Source organism: Hydrogenophaga sp. GW823-FHT04C09 (assembly GCF_058796355.1).
The window spans coordinates 18,305-36,375 of record NZ_JBXAIO010000007.1 but is presented as its reverse complement, the minus strand read 5'-3'; the positions used below and the strand labels follow the sequence as shown (position 1 = coordinate 36,375).

The following is an 18,071-nucleotide window of genomic DNA, read 5'->3' as shown; positions in this document are numbered from 1 at the left end:
CCCAGAATCTCTTGAACTCCTCATCGTCCATACGCTCCATCAGCACGATCTCGACTGTGTCGATGTAAGAAACTGATCGCCAAAAGCTCTCAGGGACATCGTCCTGCGAGGTCCTCTCAGGAGGTCTGCCGCGACTGGGTCTACTCATGATGTGCTCCCTAGTGGATGCCCTGAGAGGGCGGTTCATACCTATATACGACGGACTCCCAGAATGCATTCGGCGCGGTGGTCCCTTGTCACATCAGGCTTCGTCAATAGCTGCTGCAACGCACCAAGCAAAAGCTCAAACCACCACCTACTACACTTCGCCTGCGAATAAATAATTGCGAAAACCTCGCTCCGGCTGTACTTGGAGACCTAGTAGGCACTCAAGCGCACGCGAGGGGACAGGAGCGCCCTTGCTGGCGTCGCATTTGAATAACTATCGTGAATTCAAGTTTCGTGCCGGAGAGGTAGTAGCAGAAGTGCCAACGATGCCGCTACCGCACCCAAGGTCTCCTCGGCGCCTCGCCCTCCGTTTTTGCGGCGCAAGGCATCCCGAACCGCAGCAGCACCGACAGCTGGATCAAAGGGACTCAGTTCTGGCAATCCTGCACCCAATTCGCCGATGAATTGCAGCATGTCCTTCGGCTTGGGGTCAGTCAGGTAGTGGCGCTCGTTCACACCTTCGCCCGGCTCGTGCCCCATCATCCGTTTCCTCATGATGTCAGGCATGGAGGAGCGCTTCTGCAGTTGATCGTTTACGCCGTGCCTGAACGAGTGAAAAACCTTAGTCCCGTCGCGCGGCAATCCCAGCTTCTCGAGGAACTGCGACATGGCTCGTATGGGCTCTTTCGCGTAGCGGTTGGTCGGGTTCCATGAGAGTTCTGGGAAAACGCGTTTGTATCCGTCGCTGCGGAGCTGATCACACCAGCGGATGAAACCCAGCTCCACAAGCCTAGGGTGCAAAGGCACTTTCCGTGCAGACCAAGTGTTTTTCAGACTCTTGTCTACAGTGCGTTGATTGATATCGATGAACCACGCGTCGTCTTCGCAGCGCACATCATCCAGGTAGAGTTGGCACAACTCACCTATGCGCGCACCCGTGAAGAGTCCCAGCAGAGGGAGCCAGTAGTGGAACGGCTGGAAAGTCCGGAATGTTCCTGCTTGAGTGGCCTTCCATGCTCCAGCCTGAAAGACCGGTGCGGCAAAAATCCTGGCGATCTCCTCTTCGCTGAACGCCGTCCGCTCCTTGCGAACAACGGCTGCCTGCTTTCGCTCGACCTTGGTCAGGACGGATTCACCCCTCAACCCGGTGCAAGGATCGTCAGGGATCCATTTCTGCGCATGAAACCATCGGAACATACGATAGAGCCACTGCATACGAAGGTCACGCTCGCTCGCCGACATGCGCGGCCAGTCCGTGTCTTCGATGACACGCATGGAGTCGGCCATGGTTTTCGTGCCGAACTTCTGGCGCACCTGGTTTTCCTTCGCGGGCATCAGGGCAAGATGCGTGTCGCGAAAGCTGCGCAAGATATCCGCACTGAACTGCAGGATCGGCAAATCGCCCTCGAACTCGACAAGCAACAGGAGCCCGTTGCGGATTCGCACGACCTCCTTGGGAGAGCTGATCGACTGCGGTAGATGCGCCCGGCAGTACTCCTCAATGGCTTGAGAAAGAGGAAGCGACGCCTTCGGACTTGCGGATGCTTGTGTTGTCCCACTCTGAAGCGTCTGGCGGGCTGCCTCCAGCGCAGCAGGAGAGATGGCATCGGCCATTCTTCTGCGCAACACATCCACCTCGACCGCGGACACCTCGACAAGCTGCTCGTTGAGTTCGAAGATGACCTCGGGGACAAAAACGAGCTCGTCGGCACCTAGAGCCTGCTCGTCAAACGCCAAGATCGAGGCAGAGCCTTTGGTCAGCAGCAAGTTGGCCACGGCGTCCGTCTCGTTGCGCGAAATCCGGTACATGCCGTACGCACGGTGAGCTCTTGATCCGGCGGGTCGGTGACGTGTTCTCGGCACCAGCACCGTCCCAAGTTCGGGGTCATCTGGCTCGAACGACCACGAGGGTGTCACATAGCCCATCTCGCCCTGCAGGCGGCAGTAGAGTGCAAGTTGACCGTCGGCCGCCTGGCGCAGCAGGTCCTGGGATGTCAGCCCGACGACGGTTGCGGCCTGCGTGATGGGAAGGTAACCACCGGCCACCAGAAGCGGGTGGCCGTCGGCGATCTTGAGGATGTTCTCGGGGGTCATCGAGGGTCCCAATAGGCTGAGCCGGTCAAGGTCAAACAGGTGACGCCGCCAGCGCGCGATCTGCTCGGCTGCGAGCACCTTGGCAACCGCGAGATTACGGCTTCCCGTACTCGCCACAAATACGCTCGCGCCCACGACTGTGCGAAGCCGCATGGGAACTGTAAGTCGTGCGACGTAGACCCCGCTGGTACGCCGTTCAAGGTTCTGCATATCCGCCCTTTGCTCTAGGGTGGTGCTGCAGGGGCGTTCTAGCCGGGAAAGTCCTGCTCGATCAAGGACTTGTTGAGACTTGGTGCGGCTGGCGGGGATCGAACCCACGACCCTCGGCTTCGGAGGCCGATACTCTATCCACTGAGCTACAGCCGCATGCTGTAAAAAGACCAATACTCGTTTCGTTGCTGCCAGCTGCCATGACGACAACCTTCGGAGGCCAATACTCTATCCACTGAGCTACAGCCGCAACGCCAGCGATTCTATCAGCCGAGGGGGCGGCGCCCGGTGGGTGCCAAGGGGGCTTGGCTATAATCCAAGGCTGTTTGCCCGGCCTGACACGGGCACGCCCCACACCCGAACAGGCCTTGCTTCGCCACCCCCTGAGGACATCATGAGCGACCACGCGCACGAAGAACACCATACCGGTCCCATCAAGACGCCAACCCAGTTGATGTGGACGGCCTTCTTTGCGTTCGTCGCGCCCATCTTCATCATCATCGGCCTGGTGTACTACGTGGTCTCGGCCAACAAGCCGGCGGCCGGCGCGGTGGACATGGAGCAAGCCGTTGCCCAGCGCATCCAGCGCGTGGGCACGGTGGAGCTGCGCGACGCCAACCGCCCGCTGGCTTCCGGCGAGTCGGTGTACACCGCCCAGTGCGCGGCCTGCCATGCGGCGGGCCTGGCCGGTGCGCCCAAGTTCGGCGACGCCGCCGCCTGGGGCCCCCGCATCGCCACCGGCTATGAAGCCCTGCTGACCTCCGCCCTCAAGGGCAAGGGCGCCATGGGCGCGCAAGGCGGCGGCGCCTTCCGCGACGCCGAGATCGGCCGCGCCGTGGTGCACCTGGCCAACGCCGCTGGCGGCAAGTTCCCCGAACCCCAGGCACCGGCACCCGCCGCTGGAGCAGCCCCCGCGGCCGCTGCGCCGGCCGCTGCAACGCCTGCCCCCGCTCCTGCCGTGGCCGCAGCGGCTCCGGCGCCCGCTGCCGCTGCGCCCGCACCTGCCGCCTCGGCCACCGTGGCCGCTGGCGCCGGTGAGGCCCTGTACAAGCAGGCTTGCGCCGTGTGCCACGTGGCCGGCGTGGCCGGTGCACCGAAGTTCGGCGACAAGGCCGCCTGGGCACCCCGCGTGGGCGCTGGCTTGGACACCCTGACCGCCACGGTCATCAAGGGCAAGGGTGCGATGCCTCCCAAGGGCGGCGCAGGCGCCGCCGCGGAGGCCGACATCAAGGCCGCCGTGCAGTACATGCTGAACGCGGTGAAGTAAGGCGCGTCCCCTTCCCCCCAAAAAGCCGGCCCCGTGCCGGCTTTTTTGTGCCCGCGCGCGGCCGCCCTCAGGCGGCTTGTAGCGCCTGGGGATGGGGAATGAAGCCGAACCGCGCTGGCAGCGCATCGGCGCGCACCTCGGCCGGGCGCCAGCGGCCGGCTTCGACCGCGTCGGCGGCCAGGTTCATGTCGGCGCTGTGCACCAGCCCGACACCCAGATCGGTCACCAGGTACAGCCGGCCCAATTCGTCCAGCAGGCTTTCCTGCACGCGCGCCGGCAGGCCGGTGTGGGACAACACACCACCCTCGGGCTGCAGGCGCCAGATCCACGGCGTGGCTTCGAGTTCGACGTACACACGCTGCGGCCCGTTCTGGAAGTACCACTGGCCTTGCGCGTCGGCCGCGTAGTTGCGGTGAATGAACTCGATGAGCTTGTCGTGCTTGAGCAGCGAGCCCTTGCTGGCGGGAAAAGGCCCTTGCGCCTGCGTGCGGTCGTCGCGCATGTACCAGTTGCCGCGGGCATCCAGGCCCAGCCAGCCATAACAGTGCGGCACATTGGGCCACTTGGCCATCGCGGCCTTGACGATGTCGTCCATGGCGAGGCTCCTCAAAGGTGGGCGAGCAGCCAGTTTCCCACGGCCTCGGGCATCGCGCGCACATGCCCGGGAAGGCCAAGGGGTCCGTGCGAGACCGGAAAGCCCACATGGCCGCCCTGCTCGGGCTGCCACAGGGTGACGTGATGGCCCGCGTCCTGCTGGGTCGGCAGGGACTCGGCGGGCACGAAGGGGTCGTTGCGCGCATTGAGCGCGAGCGCGGGCACGCGGATGCTGTGAAGCACCGGCTTGGCCGAGGCACGCGCCCAGTAGTCGGTCGTGTCCTTGAAGCCGTGCAGGGGCGCGGTGAAGAGGTTGTCGAACTCGTAGAGGTCGCGCGCGGCCAGCAGCTTCTGCCGGTCGAACAGGCCAGGGTGCTGCTCCAGCTTGCCGAGCGCCTTGGGCACCATGGAGCGCATGAACATGCGGGTGTAGACCACGCGGTTGAAGCCGCGCCCAATGGCGTGGCCGCCCGCGGCCAGGTCCAGCGGGGAACACACCGACGCGATGGCGCGCACGCAGGAGGTCGCTTCCGAGCCCATCTCACCGGCCCAGCGCATCAGCGCATTGCCACCCAGCGACACGCCCACGGCGATCAGCGGCCGGCCCGGGTGTTCCTCGGCAAAACGGCGCAGGATCCAGTCGATCTCCTGGAAGTCACCCGAGTGGTAGGCGCGTGGCGCCTGATTGAGTTCGCCCGAGCATCCCCGGAAGTGGGGCACCGCGTAGGCCACGCCGTGGGCGGCGGCGAAATCGGCGAAGGCCACGGCGTACTGGCTCGCGGAAGAACCCTCCAGCCCATGGAACAGCACCAGCAGGGGCGCCTCCGGCGCGCTGCTGTGCAAGGCCTGGTCCACGTCGATGAAGTCGCCATCGGGCGTCTTCCATCGGCTGCGCTTCCAGCGCGGCGGTGGTCCGAAATGGCGGCGGCTGGCCAGCGCGGCCCACACCGTCTGCGGGTTGCCTCCGGGCAACCACCACGGCGCGCGGTAGGAAAAGCGGTCGGACTTCAATGCAGCACCGGCTGGGTGGTGAAGGCCTCGAGCGGCTCGGTGCGTGAGCCGGGGCTGGCGTGGTGCGCGACCATGCGCCAGCCCTGGGCGGTCTTGGCATAGACGTTGGTGGCCACCACCCAGGCGTGTTGCATGCCATCGTCCGTCATCACGGCCACGCGCTCGACCACGCTGTGCACGCTGCAGCCACCGGCATCGAGCCGGCGCACCTTCTCGGGCTGGGCCTGCACGCTGCCACTGGCGAACATGGTCTCGAACGCGGCGCGCACCGCGGCGTGCCCCACGAGCCGGGGACCACCCGGATGCACACACACGATGTCGTCCTCGTCCGCCCAGCAGGCCATGAGGCGCTCGATGTCGGCGTGTTGCAGCGCGTCGTAGAAGGCCGCCTCCGTGTCGTCCGCCGAACCGGGGGGCAGTTTGGGTTTTCGCATGTGGGCTATTTTGCCGCCAGTGCCCGGTTGCCCGGGTGCACCCCCGGGTATATTCCCGCTGATCGACCTGATCTCATCCAGCGGAGGTTTTATGCGCACATCCATTCGACGCCTGTCCACCTGGGCCGCCGCCCTGTTGCTCGCCACCAGCCTCACGGGCTGCGGGTACAACGACTTCCAGCGCCTGGACGAACAGAGCCAGTCGGCTTGGTCGGAGGTGCTCAACCAATACCAGCGCCGAGCCGACCTGATCCCCAACATCGTCGCCACCGTCAAGGGCGAGGCCAACTTCGAGCAGGAAACGCTCACCCGCGTGATCGAGGCCCGCGCCAAGGCCACGTCGATCCAGGTCACGCCCGAGACCTTGAACAACCCGGCGGCGATGCAGCAGTTTCAGGCCGCGCAAGGCGAACTGGGCAGCGCGCTCAGCCGCCTGATGGTGGTGGTGGAGCAGTACCCCAACCTCAAGGCCAACCAGGGCTTCAGCGACCTGCGCGTGCAGCTCGAAGGCACCGAGAACCGCATCACCGTGGCGCGCAACCGCTACATCCAGACCGTGCAGGAGTACAACGTGCTCGCGCGCAGCTTCCCCACCAACCTCACCGCGATGGTCTTCGGCTACAGCCCCAAGGCCAACTTCCAGGTCGCCAACGAGGCCGCGATCTCGACACCACCCACGGTGGACTTCAAGAAGCCATGACGCTGCGCCTGGCCCGGTGGCTGCTGGCCACCCTGGGGCTTTGGTTCTTCCCCACCTGGGTGCTGGCTCAAGGCCTGCAGCCCATCCCCGAATTGCGCGCGCGCGTGATCGACCAGACGGGCACGCTCGATGTGGCGAGCCTCGCCGCCATCGAAGCCAAGCTCGCGGCCTTTGAAAAGACGAACGGCTCGCAGGTGGTGGTGGTGATGGTGGCCACCACCGCACCCGAAGACATCGCCGATTACACGCAGCGCCTGGGCGACGCCTGGAAGATCGGGCGGCGCGATGTGGGCGACGGCGTGCTGTTCGTGATCGCCAAGGACGACCGGCGCCTGCGCATCGCCACCGCGAAGGCGCTGGAAGGCGCGATTCCCGACCTGATGGCCAAGCGCATCATCGACGGCGCGGTGACGCCCGCGTTCCGCATCGGCAACTACGCCGCCGGCATCGAGGCCGGGGTCGATCAGATCCTGGCGCGCATCCGGGGTGAGAACCTGCCCCTGCCCGCGGAACAGGCCACGCGCGATGGCGCCGGCCTCGACGATTTCGACGGCATGGAGGTGCTGGTGTTCCTGGTCTTTGCCGTGCCCATGTTCTCGGCCGTGCTGCGCGGCATCTTCGGCAACAAGCTGGGCACGGTGTTCACGGGCATCGGTGCCGGTGGCCTGGCCTGGGTGCTGACCGCCGTGGTCTGGGTGGCCATCGGCGCCGGCCTGCTCGGCATGCTGGCCGCGCTGTTCCTGCAGTTCCTGCCGGCACCCACTTCGGGAGGCTCCAGCCGCGGCGGGCGTGGCGGCGGCTGGGGCGGTGGCGGCTTCGGAGGTGGGGGCGGAGGACGCGGAGGGGGTTTTGGCGGTGGTGGTTTCAGCTCGGGCGGTGGCGGCAATTTCGGCGGCGGCGGCGCTTCCGGCGGCTGGTGAGGGCAACAGGCCATGAACAAACTCGCCCGCATCCTGAAGCACCGTTGGCTGGACGCCTCGGACACCGCGCGCGCGGTGCCCGACGACATGGCCGAGCGCCTGGCGCGGCGCGTGGCCGCCAGCGAAGGCCGGCACAGCGGCGAGGTGCGGCTGTGCGTCGAAGCCGCCCTGCCCCTGAGCTACCTCTGGCGCATCAATGCCAGCACCCCGCTGTCCACCGTGGTGCGCGAGCGCGCGCTGACCTGGTTCGGCCGCCTGCGCATCTGGGACACCGAGCACAACAACGGTGTGTTGATCTACCTGCTGCTGGCCGAGCACGCCATCGAGTTCGTGGCCGACCGGGCGCTGGCGCAACGCGTCGCGCCGGCCGAATGGCAGGCCATCGTGGACCGTCTGGGCGCGCGCCTGCGCGAGGGGGCGTTCGAGGATGGGCTCACGCAGGCCCTGGAAGAAGTGTCCGCCCTGCTGGTGCTGCACTTCCCGGCCGACGCCGGCACCACCCGGCGCAACGAGCTGGCCGACGGCGTCGTGCGCCGCTGAAGAGCGCCGGCGGACTCAGCCGCGCCGCTTGTCCTGCGCGGTGCGGCCGTTGTTGAGCGCCACATTCAACTCCTGCTGCAGCGCCTTGTTCATCTGGGCAAAGGTCTTGAGTTTGCGCGTGGTCTCGCGCAGTCGATCGGCCATGCGCTTGGAGATCGCCAGCAGCAAGCGGGCGCCCAACCTCGGGTCATCCTTGAGCAGGCGCATCAAGGCCGTGCGCGAGAGCACGGCCGCCGCGATGTCGGTGTTGGCGGTGCAGGTGGCCGAGCGCGGCGCGCCATCGAGCACGCCCATTTCCCCGATCAGGTGGCCGGGGCCCATGATGTTCACCACCATGCTCTCATGCAGGCCGGGCAACTCGTTCTCGACCGCGATGTCGCCTTCCAGCACCAGCAGCATGTAGTCGGTCTGCTTGACCTCCCCCTCCTGGATGATGACCGCGCCCGCCTTGATGAGCTTGGGCCGCATGTAGCCCACCACTTTCAACGCATCGCTCAGGGTGAGGTCGGCCAGCGCCGACGAGGTGACCAGCAAACGGGCTGCCACCTCTTCCGGGGCCATGTCGGGGCTCTCAAAAATGGATGACATCGGCGATGCTCCCAACGTGTTCTTGTCTTGTCCGAGATGGTATGCGGACTGTCACACGGCTCGCCGCAAAAGCCAACAAAAAGACCGGCACGAGGCCGGTCCTTCTTTGATAAACGACACGAAGTCGTCGCTTATTTCTTTTGGCGGTATTTGCGCAGAGCGGCGATCTGCGCGGCCATGACCGCGAGTTCCGACGTGGCCTTGGCCAGATCGAGATCGCTCTTGGCGTTCTTCACGGCCTCTTCGGCCTGCCGGCGCGCTTCGGTCGCCTTGGCCTCATCGAGGTCGTGGCCACGGATCGCGGTGTCGGACAACACGGTGATGTGGTGCGGTTGCACTTCCAGAATGCCACCGGCCACGAACACGAATTCTTCACCGCCATCGGCCTTCTCGATGCGCACGGCGCCGGGCTTGATGCGGGTGATCAGCGGAATGTGGCCGGGCAGGATGCCCAGCTCACCGGCCTCGCCCGGCAGCGCCACGAACTTGGCTTCGCCGGAGAAGATGGATTCTTCGGCGCTGACCACATCGACGCGGATGGTGCTCATAGTTACTCCAATAAAAAAGGTGAGTGGAAAGCAAGCAGCGGGGTGGCTGGCTAGGCGCCGCGCGGAGCCGTACCAAGGTACGGCGAGCACGGCAACAACGCCAGACGCCCCGGGGCGCCGCTTTACGCCACCTTTTTGGCCTTTTCGAAGGCTTCGTCGATCGTGCCGACCATATAGAACGACTGCTCGGGCAGGTGGTCGCATTCACCGGCGGTGATCATCTTGAAACCACGGATGGTTTCGGCCAGCGGCACGTACTTGCCGGGCGAGCCGGTGAACACTTCAGCGACGTGGAAGGGCTGCGACAGGAAACGCTGGATCTTGCGGGCGCGGGCCACGGCCAGCTTGTCTTCCGGCGCCAGTTCGTCCATGCCCAGGATGGCGATGATGTCGCGCAGTTCCTTGTAGCGCTGCAGCGTGCCTTGCACGGCGCGGGCGGTTTCGTAGTGGTCCTGGCCCACCACCAGCGGATCGAGCTGGCGGCTGGTGGAGTCCAGCGGGTCCACGGCGGGGTAGATGCCCAGCGCGGCGATGTCACGGCTCAGCACCACGGTGGAATCCAAGTGGGCGAAGGTGGTGGCGGGCGACGGGTCGGTCAAGTCATCGGCAGGCACGTACACGGCCTGGATGGAGGTGATCGAGCCGACCTTGGTGGAGGTGATGCGCTCTTGCAGACGGCCCATTTCTTCGGCCAGCGTCGGCTGGTAGCCCACGGCGGAAGGCATGCGGCCCAGCAGGGCGGACACTTCGGTACCGGCCAGGGTGTAGCGGTAGATGTTGTCCACGAAGAACAGCACGTCACGGCCTTCGTCGCGGAACGACTCGGCGATGGTCAGGCCGGTCAGGGCCACGCGCAGACGGTTGCCCGGCGGCTCGTTCATCTGGCCGTAGACCATGGCCACTTTCGAGTCCTCGAGCTTCTCGAGGTTCACGACGCCGGAGTCGGCCATCTCGTGATAGAAGTCGTTGCCTTCGCGGGTGCGCTCACCCACACCAGCGAACACCGACAGACCGCTGTGGGCCTTGGCGATGTTGTTGATGAGTTCCATCATGTTCACGGTCTTGCCCACACCGGCACCACCGAACAGACCCACCTTGCCGCCCTTTGCGAACGGGCAGACCAGATCGATCACCTTGATGCCGGTTTCCAGCAGTTCCTGCGAGGGGGACAGTTCGTCGTAGGCGGGAGCCTTGCGGTGGATCGAAGCCGTCAGGGTCTGATCGACCGGGCCACGCTCGTCGATAGGCGCACCCAGCACGTCCATGATGCGGCCCAGGGTGGCCTTGCCGACCGGGACCATGATGGGGTTGGCGGTGTTGGACACCACCATGCCGCGGCGCAGGCCGTCGGACGAGCCCAGCGCAATGGTGCGCACCACGCCGTCGCCCAGCTGCTGCTGGACTTCCAGCGTCAGGGTGGAGCCTTCCATTTTCAGCGCGTCGTAAACGCGCGGCATCTGGTTGCGCGGAAATTCCACGTCCACGACGGCGCCGATGCACTGGACGATCTTGCCTTGTACTTGAGACATGATGGATACCTTCTGTTTTCTCTGGATTCGGTTGGGCGGCTGCTTCAGACCGCGGCGGCACCGGCGACGATTTCCGAAAGTTCTTTCGTGATCGCGGCCTGACGGGTCTTGTTGTAGACCAGCTTGAGTTCACCGATGACGCTGCCGGCGTTGTCGGTGGCGGCCTTCATGGCCACCATGCGGGCGGATTGCTCGGACGCCATGTTCTCGGCGACCGCCTGGTACACCTGGGCTTCCACGTAGCGCAGCAGCAGTTCGTCGATGACGGTGGCTGCATCGGGTTCGTAGATGTAGTCCCAGTCGCGGCCACCGGCGTTGTCCTGCAAGGTGCCTGCATTGAGCGGCAGCAGTTGCTCGATCACCGATTCCTGCTTCATCGTGTTGATGAATTTGGTGTACGACAGGTAGACCGCGTTGATGCGACCTTCGGTGTACGCATCGAGCAGCACCTTGACGGGGCCGATCAGCTTTTCCAGGTGAGGCGTGTCGCCCAGCCCGGTCACGCTGGACACCACCTTGGCACCGATGCGGTTGAGGAAGCCCAGGCCCTTGTTGCCGATGGCCACGGCCTCGGCGCTCACGCCCTGGGCCTGCAGTTCCTTGAGCTGGGTCGTCACCGCACGCAACACGTTGGTGTTGAGACCACCGCACAGACCCTTGTCGGTCGTGACCACGACAAAACCGGCGGTCTTGGCGTCGTTGGTCTGCATGAACGGGTGCGTGTACTCCGGGTTGGCCCGGCTCAGGTTGCCAGCGATCTGGCGCACCTTCTCGGCGTAGGGACGCGCGGAGCGCATGCGCTCCTGCGCCTTGCGCATCTTGGAGGCGGCGACCATTTCCATGGCTTTGGTGATCTTCTTGGTGTTCTCCACCGATTTGATCTTGCCGCGTATTTCCTTACCTGCTGCCATTGGGGCTCCTTAGCTGGTCAATGGGGCGGATCAGTACGTGCCGGTCTTCTTGAAATCGGCAACCGCGGCGGCGAGCTGGGCTTCGGCTTCTTTGTCCTTGTCCAGCGCCTTGCCGCCTTCCATCTTCTGCAGCAGGGCGGCGTGCTTGTCCTTCAGGAAGGCGTGCAGGCTGGCTTCGAACGACAGCACCTTCTTGACGTCGATGTCGTCCAGATAGCCCTTGTTCACAGCGAACAGCGAGGCGGCCATCAGGCTGATGGACAGCGGCGCGTATTGGGCCTGCTTCAGCAGTTCGGTCACGCGGGCACCGCGGTCGAGCTGCTTGCGGGTGGCTTCGTCCAGGTCGGAAGCGAACTGCGCGAACGCAGCCAGTTCACGGTACTGGGCCAAGTCGGTACGGATGCCGCCGGACTGCTTCTTGATCAGGTCCGTCTGGGCAGCACCACCGACGCGCGACACCGAGATACCGGCGTTGATGGCGGGGCGGATACCGGCGTTGAACAGGCTGGTTTCCAGGAAGATCTGGCCGTCGGTGATCGAGATCACGTTGGTCGGCACGAAAGCGGACACGTCGCCGGCCTGCGTTTCGATGATGGGCAGTGCGGTCAGCGAACCGGTCTTGCCCTTGACTTCACCCTTGGTGAAGGCTTCGACGTAGTCGGCGTTCACGCGGGCTGCGCGTTCGAGCAGACGGCTGTGGAGGTAGAACACGTCGCCGGGGTAGGCTTCGCGGCCTGGTGGGCGGCGCAGCAGCAGCGAGACCTGGCGGTAGGCCACGGCCTGCTTGGACAGATCGTCATAAACGATCAGCGCGTCCTGGCCACGGTCGCGGAAGTATTCGCCCATGGTGCAGCCGGAGTAGGCCGACAGGTACTGCATGGCAGCGGATTCGGAAGCCGAAGCGGCCACGACGATGGTGTAGTCCATCGCGCCAGCCTGCTCCAGGGCACGCACCACGTTCTTGATCGACGAGGCCTTCTGGCCGATCGCGACGTAGACGCAGGTCATGTTCTGACCCTTCTGGTTGATGATCGCGTCGATCGCCACGGCGGTCTTGCCGGTCTGGCGGTCACCGATGATCAGCTCGCGCTGGCCACGGCCGACGGGCACCATGGAGTCGATCGACTTCAGGCCGGTCTGCACCGGCTGGTCCACCGATTTGCGGGCGATCACGCCCGGGGCGACCTTCTCGATCACGTCGGTCATCTTGGCGTTGACCGGACCCTTGCCGTCGATCGGCTGGCCCAGGGCGTTGACCACGCGGCCAACGAGCTCGGGACCGACCGGCACTTCCAGGATGCGGCCCGTGCACTTCACGGTGTCGCCTTCGGAAATGTGCTCGTACTCGCCCAGAATCACGGCGCCGACGGAGTCGCGCTCGAGGTTCAGCGCCAGGCCGAAGGAAGGCACGCCATCCTTGTTGGCCGGGAATTCCAGCATTTCGCCCTGCATCACGTCGGACAGGCCGTGGACACGGACGATACCGTCGGTGACCGAGACCACAGTGCCCTGGTTGCGCACATCGCTGGATGCGCCCAGACCCTCGATGCGGGACTTGATCAGTTCGGAGATTTCGGCGGGATTGAGTTGCATGACTCTTTCCTTCTTTCGTTAAATGGTGTGCAGGCGCGCCCGGAAAAACAGCCGTCAGGCCGTCAGGGCAATCTTCATTTGTTCCAGGCGGGCTTTGACCGAGGTGTCGAGCACCTCGTCGCCCACCACCACGCGAATGCCGCCGATCAGATCGGGCTGCAGTTTCACCTGGAGGTTGAGCTTGCGTCCAAAGCGCTTTTCCAGCACCCCGGAGAGCTCGGCCAGCGTGGCGCTGTCCACCTCGAAGGCGCTGTGGACCACCGCGTCGTACGCCCCCAGCTGCGCGTTCTTCAACGCGCGGAACTGGGCGGCGATCTCGGGCAGGGCCTCGATGCGGCCGTTCTCGATCACGGTGCGCAGGAAGTTCTGGCCGATGGCGGGCAGGCTGCTCTTGAGCAGGCCGGTCATGAGCGAAAGCACCTGATCGGGTTCGGTCTTGGGGCTGTCGGCGAACTGACGCAGCTGTTCATTGGCGGCCAGGGCAGCCAGCTCGTCGAGCCAGGCCGCGGCGCCAGCCGCGTCAGGGCCTGCGGCCTTGAACAGCGCTTCCGCATAGGGGCGGGCAATGGTGGCGATTTCTGCCATGGTGGTCCTTTGAATGCCGGTCGGTGGCGTCAGGCTCGGATCAGAGCTCGGTCTTCAGGCGGCCCAGCAATTCGGCGTGAACGCCGGCATTGATTTCGCGCTTGAGAATCTGCTCGGCACCCTTGACGGCCAAGGCAGCCACCTGCTCGCGCAGGGCTTCGCGGGCCTTGACGACCTGCTGATCGGCGTCCTGGCGGGCGGCCGCCACGATCTTCGAAGCCTCTTCGGTGGCACGGGCCTTGGCTTCTTCGATCACGGTCTGGGCACGTCGCTCGGCGTCGGCCAGGCGGGTGGCGGATTCGTTGCGCGATTTGCTCAACTCTTCTTCCACCCGCTTGTTGGCCACGGCCAGTTCGGTCTTGGCTTTTTCGGAAGCGGCCAGGCCTTCGGAAATCTTCAACGCACGCTCATCGAGCGCCTTGGCGATGGGTGGCCACACGAATTTCATCGTGAACCACACCAGAATCGCGAAGACGATGGCCTGCGCAAAGAGGGTTGCATTGATGTTCATCGCAACGCCTTTCTGTGTGTTGACAAGAGGGGTGACGCACCGACTGCCGACACGGGTGGCGGATGGTGGCGACGGGATGGAAGGCCGTCACCGCAACACCAGCCCGCGCGGGGCAGCGAGCCGATTTACAGCGTGAACGGGTTCGCGAAAGCGAACAGCAGGGCGATGGCCACGCCGATCAGGAAGGCAGCGTCGATCAGACCGGCCAGAATGAACATCTTGGTCTGCAGGTCGTTCATCAGCTCGGGCTGACGGGCCGACGATTCGAGGAATTTGCCGCCCATCAGCGCGATGCCGATGGATGCGCCGATGGCGCCCAGACCGACGATGAGACCGCAAGCCAGTGCGACAAGACCCAGAACGTTTTCCATGATGACTCCTATGAAGTGGAAGTTTGTTGAGAAAGGAAAGAAACGAGAGAAACCGAATGCGACCTAGAGAGCCGCGTCAGTGCGCGTCATGCGCCTGCCCCAGATAGATCAGGGCCAGCATCATGAAGATGAACGCTTGCAAGGTGATGACCAGAATGTGGAACAAGGTCCACACCGTGCCAGCGATCAGGTGACCGATGAAGAAGAGCGAGCCGCCCAGCGACAGGGTGGCGTAGGCGCCCAGCAGGGCGATCAGCATGAACACCAGCTCGCCGGCGAACATGTTGCCGAACAGCCGCATGCCGTGCGAGACCGTCTTGGCGACGAACTCGATCATCTGCATCAGGAAGTTGACGATGCCCAGCAGCAGGGCCCAGACCGGGTTCTTGCTGGTGCCGAAAGGCGCGCTCACGAGTTCGTGCGCCCAGCCGCCCAGGCCCTTGATCTTGATGTTGTAGAACAGGCACATCAGCAGCACCGACACCGACAGACCCAGGGTGGTCGACAGGTCGGCGGTGGGCACGACGCGCAGGTAGTCCTTGAAGCCCATGGCCGGGCCGGCGCTGTGCCAGATCTGGGGAATCAGGTCCACCGGGATCATGTCCATGAAGTTCATCATGAAGATCCAGACGAACACCGTCAACGCCAGGGGGGCGACGAGCTTGCGGCTCTGGGCGTTGTGGATGACGGATTTGGCCTGCGAATCGACCATTTCCACCAGCATTTCGACGGCGGCCTGGAAGCGGCCGGGCACGCCGGCCGTGGCCACGCGGGCGGCACGCCAGAGCACGAACACCGTGAGCAGACCCAGCAGCGCGCTCACCACGACGGAGTCGAGGTTGATCACCGAGAAATCGACGATGGATTCCTGCTTGTGGTTCGTCAAGTGGACGAGGTGGTGGCGGATATATTCGCCCGGGGTCAAAGTGCCTTCAGCAGCCATGTTCGTGTGTCCGATGAGCCGGAGAGTCAACCGTTTGCATTTGATCGCTTGGCCTGGATGAGGTATCCAAACCAATAGACCTTGAGAACCAACACAAGCCCGACCAGAAGGCCGAACCAATTCAAGGGAGAGACCACCCAGGGGGCTGCGGCCAACATGACCACCGCCAACAGGATCTTGACGCCCTCCCACAGCAGGAAGCCGGCAAATGCCGCGTTGGCGTGCTTCGCCCACACACGGGACATTGCACTGGAGGTCAACCCGTAGGCCATGAGAGCCGAAGGAATTGCCACCGCCGCCGCGCCATACAGAACCGACCACGCCACCGAGGACGACTGCCACAGCAGTCCACCCACGATGCTCGCCGCCAGCCCCACCAGCCACTGCACCATCACCAGCCGCCAGAGCGAGAGCACTGGCTGGCCAACCCGCCACTGCTGCGCTTCTTCGCGCGTCAATGGCTTGAAATCGGATTCCTGCTCCCCATCTTCCTGGTCTGTCCAACCGGGCGGGATCGAATGGCCTTGCGTCATGTTCGACCTCGCGCGTGACAAACAGACGACAAAGCGCCTGGGTTGCAAAGCCGCTCATTATACGTAGAAACCCCAGCCCTCCGTCAATATTCGGCGGACGGGATAACCGTGCCCGCCACGCGCCCTGAGGGTGCGGCCGATAATCCCGCCATGACCGACCTGCCCGACTCCCTGTGCTTCCTGGATGGGGACTACGGTCCGCTGCGGGAGGCCCGCGTGAGTGTGCTCGACCGCGGTTTCATCTTTGGCGACGGCATCTACGAGGTGCTCCCCGCCTATGGCGGCCGCGTGTTCCGCTTCGCCGAACACATGGCGCGGCTGGAGCGCTCGCTGCGCGAACTGCGCATTCCCAACCCGTTTTCGCCCGACGAATGGCTGGGCATCGCGCGGCGCCTGATCGCCGACCAGCAGACCCGCGGCGTGCACGACCAGCTCGTCTATATACAGATCACCCGGGGCGTGGCCCCGCGCGACCACGTGATGCCGCCCGGCCTCCAACCCACGGTGTTCGCGATGGCCAACCCGATGAAGCTGGCCACCCCGGAGCAACGCGCCCACGGCGTGGCCTGCGTCACCGCCGATGACTTTCGCTGGCGCAAGGCCCACATCAAGGCCACCAGCCTGCTGGGCTCGGTGATGGCGCGCCAGATCGCCGCCGATGCGGGCGCGGTGGAGGTCGTGATGTTCCGCGACGGCTTTCTGAGCGAAGGCGCGTCCAGCAACGTGTGGGCGGTCAAGGATGGCGTGGTCATGGGCCCGCCCAAGGACAACCTCGTGCTCGAGGGCATCCGCTTCGGGCTCGTCGAGGAACTCTGCCGGCAGCAAGGCCTCCGGCACGAGCTTCGCCGCGTCACGCGCGCGGAGGTGCTGTCGGCCGACGAGCTGCTGCTGTCTTCGGCCACCAAGGAAGTGCTGTCCATCACCACGCTGGACGGCGCGCCGGTGGGGCATGGCGCCCAGCGCGGCCAGCCTGGCCCCGTCTGCGCGAGCCTCTATGCGGGCTACCAGCGCGCGGTGGCCGCGCAATCGATCTGAAGAACTGGAAAATGGACCGATGGAACTCCCGCCCGACATCCCCCCCGAACAATCGCTCATCACCTACCCGAGCGACTTCCCCATCAAGGTGATGGGCGCCAACGTGGAAGGTTTTGCCACCGCCATGACGCATGTGGCGCGCGCCTTCGACCCCGGCTTCGACGAAAGCACGATCGAACAGCGCCCGAGCAAGGCCGGCAACTACCTGGGCCTCACGCTCACGGTGCACGTGACCAGCCGCGAGCAGCTCGACGAGCTCTACCGCACGCTGACCACGCACCCGATGGTCAAAGTCGTGCTGTGATCATTCGCACACTGGGCCGGGTGGACCACGCGCCCACCTACGAGGCGATGCAGGCCTTCACCGCGGCGCGCACGGCCGACACGCCCGACGAACTCTGGATCTGCGAACACGACCCCGTCTTCACCCAGGGCCTGGCGGGTCGCGAAGACCACCTGCTGGCCCCGGGCGACATCCCGGTGGTGTCGACCAACCGCGGCGGCCAGGTGACCTACCACGGGCCGGGCCAGGTGGTGGCCTACCCGCTGATCGACCTGCAGCGCGCGGGTTACTTCGTCAAGGAGTATGTCTACCGCGTGGAAGAGGCGGTGATCCGCACCCTGGCTACCTTCGGCGTGACCGGCCACCGCGTGGCTGGCGCGCCCGGCATCTACGTGCGGCTGGACGACCCCGGCAGCCACGCCCTGCTGCCGCAGCGGCCGCAGAAACGGAACCCGGGCGAACCCCTGCCCCCACCCGACTTCACCGGCCTGGGCAAGATCGCCGCGCTGGGCATCAAGGTCAGCCGCCACTGCACTTACCACGGCGTGGCGCTCAATGTGGCGATGGATCTTCAACCCTTCGATCGCATCAACCCCTGCGGCTACGCGGGCCTGCCCACGGTCGACCTTTCTACAATCGGGGTCGCGGCTTCCTGGGACGACGCCGCGGCGGTGCTGAGCCAGAAGCTCATCGCCACCCTGAGCCCCTGACCCCAACCGCGCCC

General features: G+C 65.0%; 21 protein-coding genes, 1 tRNA gene and 1 pseudogene. 7 read left to right on the top strand and 16 right to left on the bottom strand.

The annotated features are described in order from the left end of the window. Positions 1-432: 432 nt before the first annotated feature. The 3 genes and pseudogenes from AC1Q9M_RS18780 to AC1Q9M_RS18770 form a co-directional block, all read right to left on the bottom strand. Positions 433-2,241: a site-specific integrase gene (locus tag AC1Q9M_RS18780; protein WP_492435398.1), complete on the bottom strand. Its 1,809-nt coding sequence runs from the start codon at positions 2,239-2,241 to the stop codon at positions 433-435. A gap of 51 nt (positions 2,242-2,292) precedes the next feature. Then, positions 2,293-2,451, bottom strand: a pseudogene (locus AC1Q9M_RS18775) (DUF6538 domain-containing protein); the annotation flags it as partial. Between the two features lie 80 nt (positions 2,452-2,531). Next, a tRNA-Arg gene (locus AC1Q9M_RS18770) sits at positions 2,532-2,607 on the bottom strand. A 238-nt stretch (positions 2,608-2,845) separates the two neighbouring features. Between AC1Q9M_RS18770 and AC1Q9M_RS18765 the strand changes: the two genes are divergently transcribed. After that, positions 2,846-3,718 carry a c-type cytochrome gene (locus AC1Q9M_RS18765; RefSeq protein WP_492435026.1) on the top strand — a complete coding sequence of 291 codons (873 nt, stop codon included), beginning with the start codon at positions 2,846-2,848 and terminating at the stop codon, positions 3,716-3,718. 67 nt (positions 3,719-3,785) lie between these two features. On the opposite strand, the gene AC1Q9M_RS18760 is transcribed toward AC1Q9M_RS18765, so the two are convergent. Genes AC1Q9M_RS18760 through AC1Q9M_RS18750 form a run of 3 tightly spaced genes read right to left on the bottom strand, consistent with a single transcriptional unit; the run spans position 3,786 to position 5,757 of the window. After that, positions 3,786-4,313: a DUF2946 family protein gene (locus tag AC1Q9M_RS18760; protein ID WP_492435024.1), complete on the bottom strand. Its 528-nt coding sequence runs from the start codon at positions 4,311-4,313 to the stop codon at positions 3,786-3,788. 11 nt (positions 4,314-4,324) lie between these two features. Further along, on the bottom strand, positions 4,325-5,323 hold the full coding sequence (locus AC1Q9M_RS18755) for a YheT family hydrolase (RefSeq protein ID WP_492435023.1): 999 nt from the start codon (positions 5,321-5,323) through the stop codon (positions 4,325-4,327). Next, the gene (locus tag AC1Q9M_RS18750) at positions 5,320-5,757 is read right to left on the bottom strand and encodes a YybH family protein (protein WP_291114456.1); all 438 of its coding nucleotides are present in this window, start codon (positions 5,755-5,757) and stop codon (positions 5,320-5,322) included. Before AC1Q9M_RS18750 ends, AC1Q9M_RS18755 begins: the two co-directional genes overlap by 4 nt. Before the next feature lie 91 nt (positions 5,758-5,848). On the opposite strand from AC1Q9M_RS18750, the gene AC1Q9M_RS18745 reads away from it, so the two are divergent. From AC1Q9M_RS18745 to AC1Q9M_RS18735, 3 genes are read left to right on the top strand one after another with little or no spacing between them, the layout of a single operon-like run. After that, positions 5,849-6,457 (top strand): LemA family protein, encoded by a 609-nt coding sequence (locus tag AC1Q9M_RS18745; RefSeq protein ID WP_382163105.1) that lies wholly within the window; start codon positions 5,849-5,851, stop codon positions 6,455-6,457. Beyond that, positions 6,454-7,377, top strand: a complete 924-nt coding sequence (locus tag AC1Q9M_RS18740; protein ID WP_492435020.1) for a TPM domain-containing protein — start codon at positions 6,454-6,456, stop codon at positions 7,375-7,377. Before AC1Q9M_RS18745 ends, AC1Q9M_RS18740 begins: the two co-directional genes overlap by 4 nt. Before the next feature lie 12 nt (positions 7,378-7,389). Then, positions 7,390-7,917 (top strand): TPM domain-containing protein, encoded by a 528-nt coding sequence (locus AC1Q9M_RS18735; protein WP_492435018.1) that lies wholly within the window; start codon positions 7,390-7,392, stop codon positions 7,915-7,917. Positions 7,918-7,932: 15 nt separating this feature from the next. Here AC1Q9M_RS18735 and AC1Q9M_RS18730 read toward each other — a convergent pair whose 3' ends face one another. From AC1Q9M_RS18730 to AC1Q9M_RS18685, 10 genes are all read right to left on the bottom strand, one after another. Continuing rightward, positions 7,933-8,478, bottom strand: a complete 546-nt coding sequence (locus AC1Q9M_RS18730; protein ID WP_291114468.1) for a cyclic nucleotide-binding domain-containing protein — start codon at positions 8,476-8,478, stop codon at positions 7,933-7,935. Positions 8,479-8,636: 158 nt separating this feature from the next. After that, positions 8,637-9,053, bottom strand: a complete 417-nt coding sequence (locus tag AC1Q9M_RS18725; RefSeq protein ID WP_291114471.1) for a F0F1 ATP synthase subunit epsilon — start codon at positions 9,051-9,053, stop codon at positions 8,637-8,639. A 122-nt stretch (positions 9,054-9,175) separates the two neighbouring features. Continuing rightward, the gene (gene atpD / locus AC1Q9M_RS18720) at positions 9,176-10,582 is read right to left on the bottom strand and encodes a F0F1 ATP synthase subunit beta (protein ID WP_444687988.1); all 1,407 of its coding nucleotides are present in this window, start codon (positions 10,580-10,582) and stop codon (positions 9,176-9,178) included. Between the two features lie 44 nt (positions 10,583-10,626). Continuing rightward, positions 10,627-11,493 carry a F0F1 ATP synthase subunit gamma gene (gene atpG, locus AC1Q9M_RS18715; RefSeq protein ID WP_291114477.1) on the bottom strand — a complete coding sequence of 289 codons (867 nt, stop codon included), beginning with the start codon at positions 11,491-11,493 and terminating at the stop codon, positions 10,627-10,629. A gap of 30 nt (positions 11,494-11,523) precedes the next feature. Then, on the bottom strand, positions 11,524-13,086 hold the full coding sequence (gene atpA / locus AC1Q9M_RS18710) for a F0F1 ATP synthase subunit alpha (RefSeq protein ID WP_492435015.1): 1,563 nt from the start codon (positions 13,084-13,086) through the stop codon (positions 11,524-11,526). A gap of 54 nt (positions 13,087-13,140) precedes the next feature. Next, entirely contained in the window at positions 13,141-13,671 is a 531-nt protein-coding gene (locus tag AC1Q9M_RS18705; protein WP_291114483.1) for a F0F1 ATP synthase subunit delta, read from the bottom strand. 40 nt (positions 13,672-13,711) lie between these two features. Then, entirely contained in the window at positions 13,712-14,182 is a 471-nt protein-coding gene (locus AC1Q9M_RS18700; protein ID WP_382163119.1) for a F0F1 ATP synthase subunit B, read from the bottom strand. Between the two features lie 125 nt (positions 14,183-14,307). Beyond that, a complete protein-coding gene (gene atpE / locus AC1Q9M_RS18695; protein ID WP_009519254.1) occupies positions 14,308-14,553 on the bottom strand; it encodes a F0F1 ATP synthase subunit C in 246 nt (81 codons plus the stop codon). 76 nt (positions 14,554-14,629) lie between these two features. Further along, entirely contained in the window at positions 14,630-15,496 is an 867-nt protein-coding gene (gene atpB, locus AC1Q9M_RS18690; protein ID WP_291114489.1) for a F0F1 ATP synthase subunit A, read from the bottom strand. Between the two features lie 26 nt (positions 15,497-15,522). Continuing rightward, complete coding sequence (locus AC1Q9M_RS18685) at positions 15,523-16,029, bottom strand: ATP synthase subunit I (protein ID WP_444687987.1); 507 nt, start codon at positions 16,027-16,029, stop codon at positions 15,523-15,525. A gap of 150 nt (positions 16,030-16,179) precedes the next feature. On the opposite strand from AC1Q9M_RS18685, the gene AC1Q9M_RS18680 reads away from it, so the two are divergent. Genes AC1Q9M_RS18680 through lipB form a run of 3 tightly spaced genes read left to right on the top strand, consistent with a single transcriptional unit; the run spans position 16,180 to position 18,057 of the window. Beyond that, positions 16,180-17,064: a D-amino acid aminotransferase gene (locus AC1Q9M_RS18680; RefSeq protein WP_492435011.1), complete on the top strand. Its 885-nt coding sequence runs from the start codon at positions 16,180-16,182 to the stop codon at positions 17,062-17,064. Positions 17,065-17,083: 19 nt separating this feature from the next. Continuing rightward, positions 17,084-17,368 (top strand): DUF493 family protein, encoded by a 285-nt coding sequence (locus AC1Q9M_RS18675; protein ID WP_382163125.1) that lies wholly within the window; start codon positions 17,084-17,086, stop codon positions 17,366-17,368. Further along, on the top strand, positions 17,365-18,057 hold the full coding sequence (gene lipB, locus AC1Q9M_RS18670; RefSeq protein WP_382322849.1) for a lipoyl(octanoyl) transferase LipB: 693 nt from the start codon (positions 17,365-17,367) through the stop codon (positions 18,055-18,057). The genes AC1Q9M_RS18675 and lipB overlap by 4 nt, the downstream gene beginning before the upstream one ends. Positions 18,058-18,071 lie beyond the last annotated feature (14 nt).

Bases quoted from the DNA above. Each gene is read 5' to 3' on its own strand.
- AC1Q9M_RS18750 (WP_291114456.1), bottom strand. From the start codon at position 5,757: ATGCGAAAACCCAAACTGCCCCCCGGTTCGGCGGACGACACGGAGGCG.
- AC1Q9M_RS18700 (WP_382163119.1), bottom strand. From the start codon at position 14,182: ATGAACATCAATGCAACCCTCTTTGCGCAGGCCATCGTCTTCGCGATT.
- AC1Q9M_RS18685 (WP_444687987.1), bottom strand. From the start codon at position 16,029: ATGACGCAAGGCCATTCGATCCCGCCCGGTTGGACAGACCAGGAAGAT.
- AC1Q9M_RS18730 (WP_291114468.1), bottom strand. From the start codon at position 8,478: ATGGCCCCGGAAGAGGTGGCAGCCCGTTTGCTGGTCACCTCGTCGGCG.
- AC1Q9M_RS18705 (WP_291114483.1), bottom strand. From the start codon at position 13,671: ATGGCAGAAATCGCCACCATTGCCCGCCCCTATGCGGAAGCGCTGTTC.
- atpA (WP_492435015.1), bottom strand. From the start codon at position 13,086: ATGCAACTCAATCCCGCCGAAATCTCCGAACTGATCAAGTCCCGCATC.
- atpB (WP_291114489.1), bottom strand. From the start codon at position 15,496: ATGGCTGCTGAAGGCACTTTGACCCCGGGCGAATATATCCGCCACCAC.
- AC1Q9M_RS18735 (WP_492435018.1), top strand. From the start codon at position 7,390: ATGAACAAACTCGCCCGCATCCTGAAGCACCGTTGGCTGGACGCCTCG.
- AC1Q9M_RS18760 (WP_492435024.1), bottom strand. From the start codon at position 4,313: ATGGACGACATCGTCAAGGCCGCGATGGCCAAGTGGCCCAATGTGCCG.
- atpG (WP_291114477.1), bottom strand. From the start codon at position 11,493: ATGGCAGCAGGTAAGGAAATACGCGGCAAGATCAAATCGGTGGAGAAC.
- AC1Q9M_RS18765 (WP_492435026.1), top strand. From the start codon at position 2,846: ATGAGCGACCACGCGCACGAAGAACACCATACCGGTCCCATCAAGACG.
- AC1Q9M_RS18675 (WP_382163125.1), top strand. From the start codon at position 17,084: ATGGAACTCCCGCCCGACATCCCCCCCGAACAATCGCTCATCACCTAC.
- AC1Q9M_RS18725 (WP_291114471.1), bottom strand. From the start codon at position 9,053: ATGAGCACCATCCGCGTCGATGTGGTCAGCGCCGAAGAATCCATCTTC.
- atpD (WP_444687988.1), bottom strand. From the start codon at position 10,582: ATGTCTCAAGTACAAGGCAAGATCGTCCAGTGCATCGGCGCCGTCGTG.
- AC1Q9M_RS18745 (WP_382163105.1), top strand. From the start codon at position 5,849: ATGCGCACATCCATTCGACGCCTGTCCACCTGGGCCGCCGCCCTGTTG.
- AC1Q9M_RS18680 (WP_492435011.1), top strand. From the start codon at position 16,180: ATGACCGACCTGCCCGACTCCCTGTGCTTCCTGGATGGGGACTACGGT.
- AC1Q9M_RS18740 (WP_492435020.1), top strand. From the start codon at position 6,454: ATGACGCTGCGCCTGGCCCGGTGGCTGCTGGCCACCCTGGGGCTTTGG.
- AC1Q9M_RS18780 (WP_492435398.1), bottom strand. From the start codon at position 2,241: ATGACCCCCGAGAACATCCTCAAGATCGCCGACGGCCACCCGCTTCTG.
- atpE (WP_009519254.1), bottom strand. From the start codon at position 14,553: ATGGAAAACGTTCTGGGTCTTGTCGCACTGGCTTGCGGTCTCATCGTC.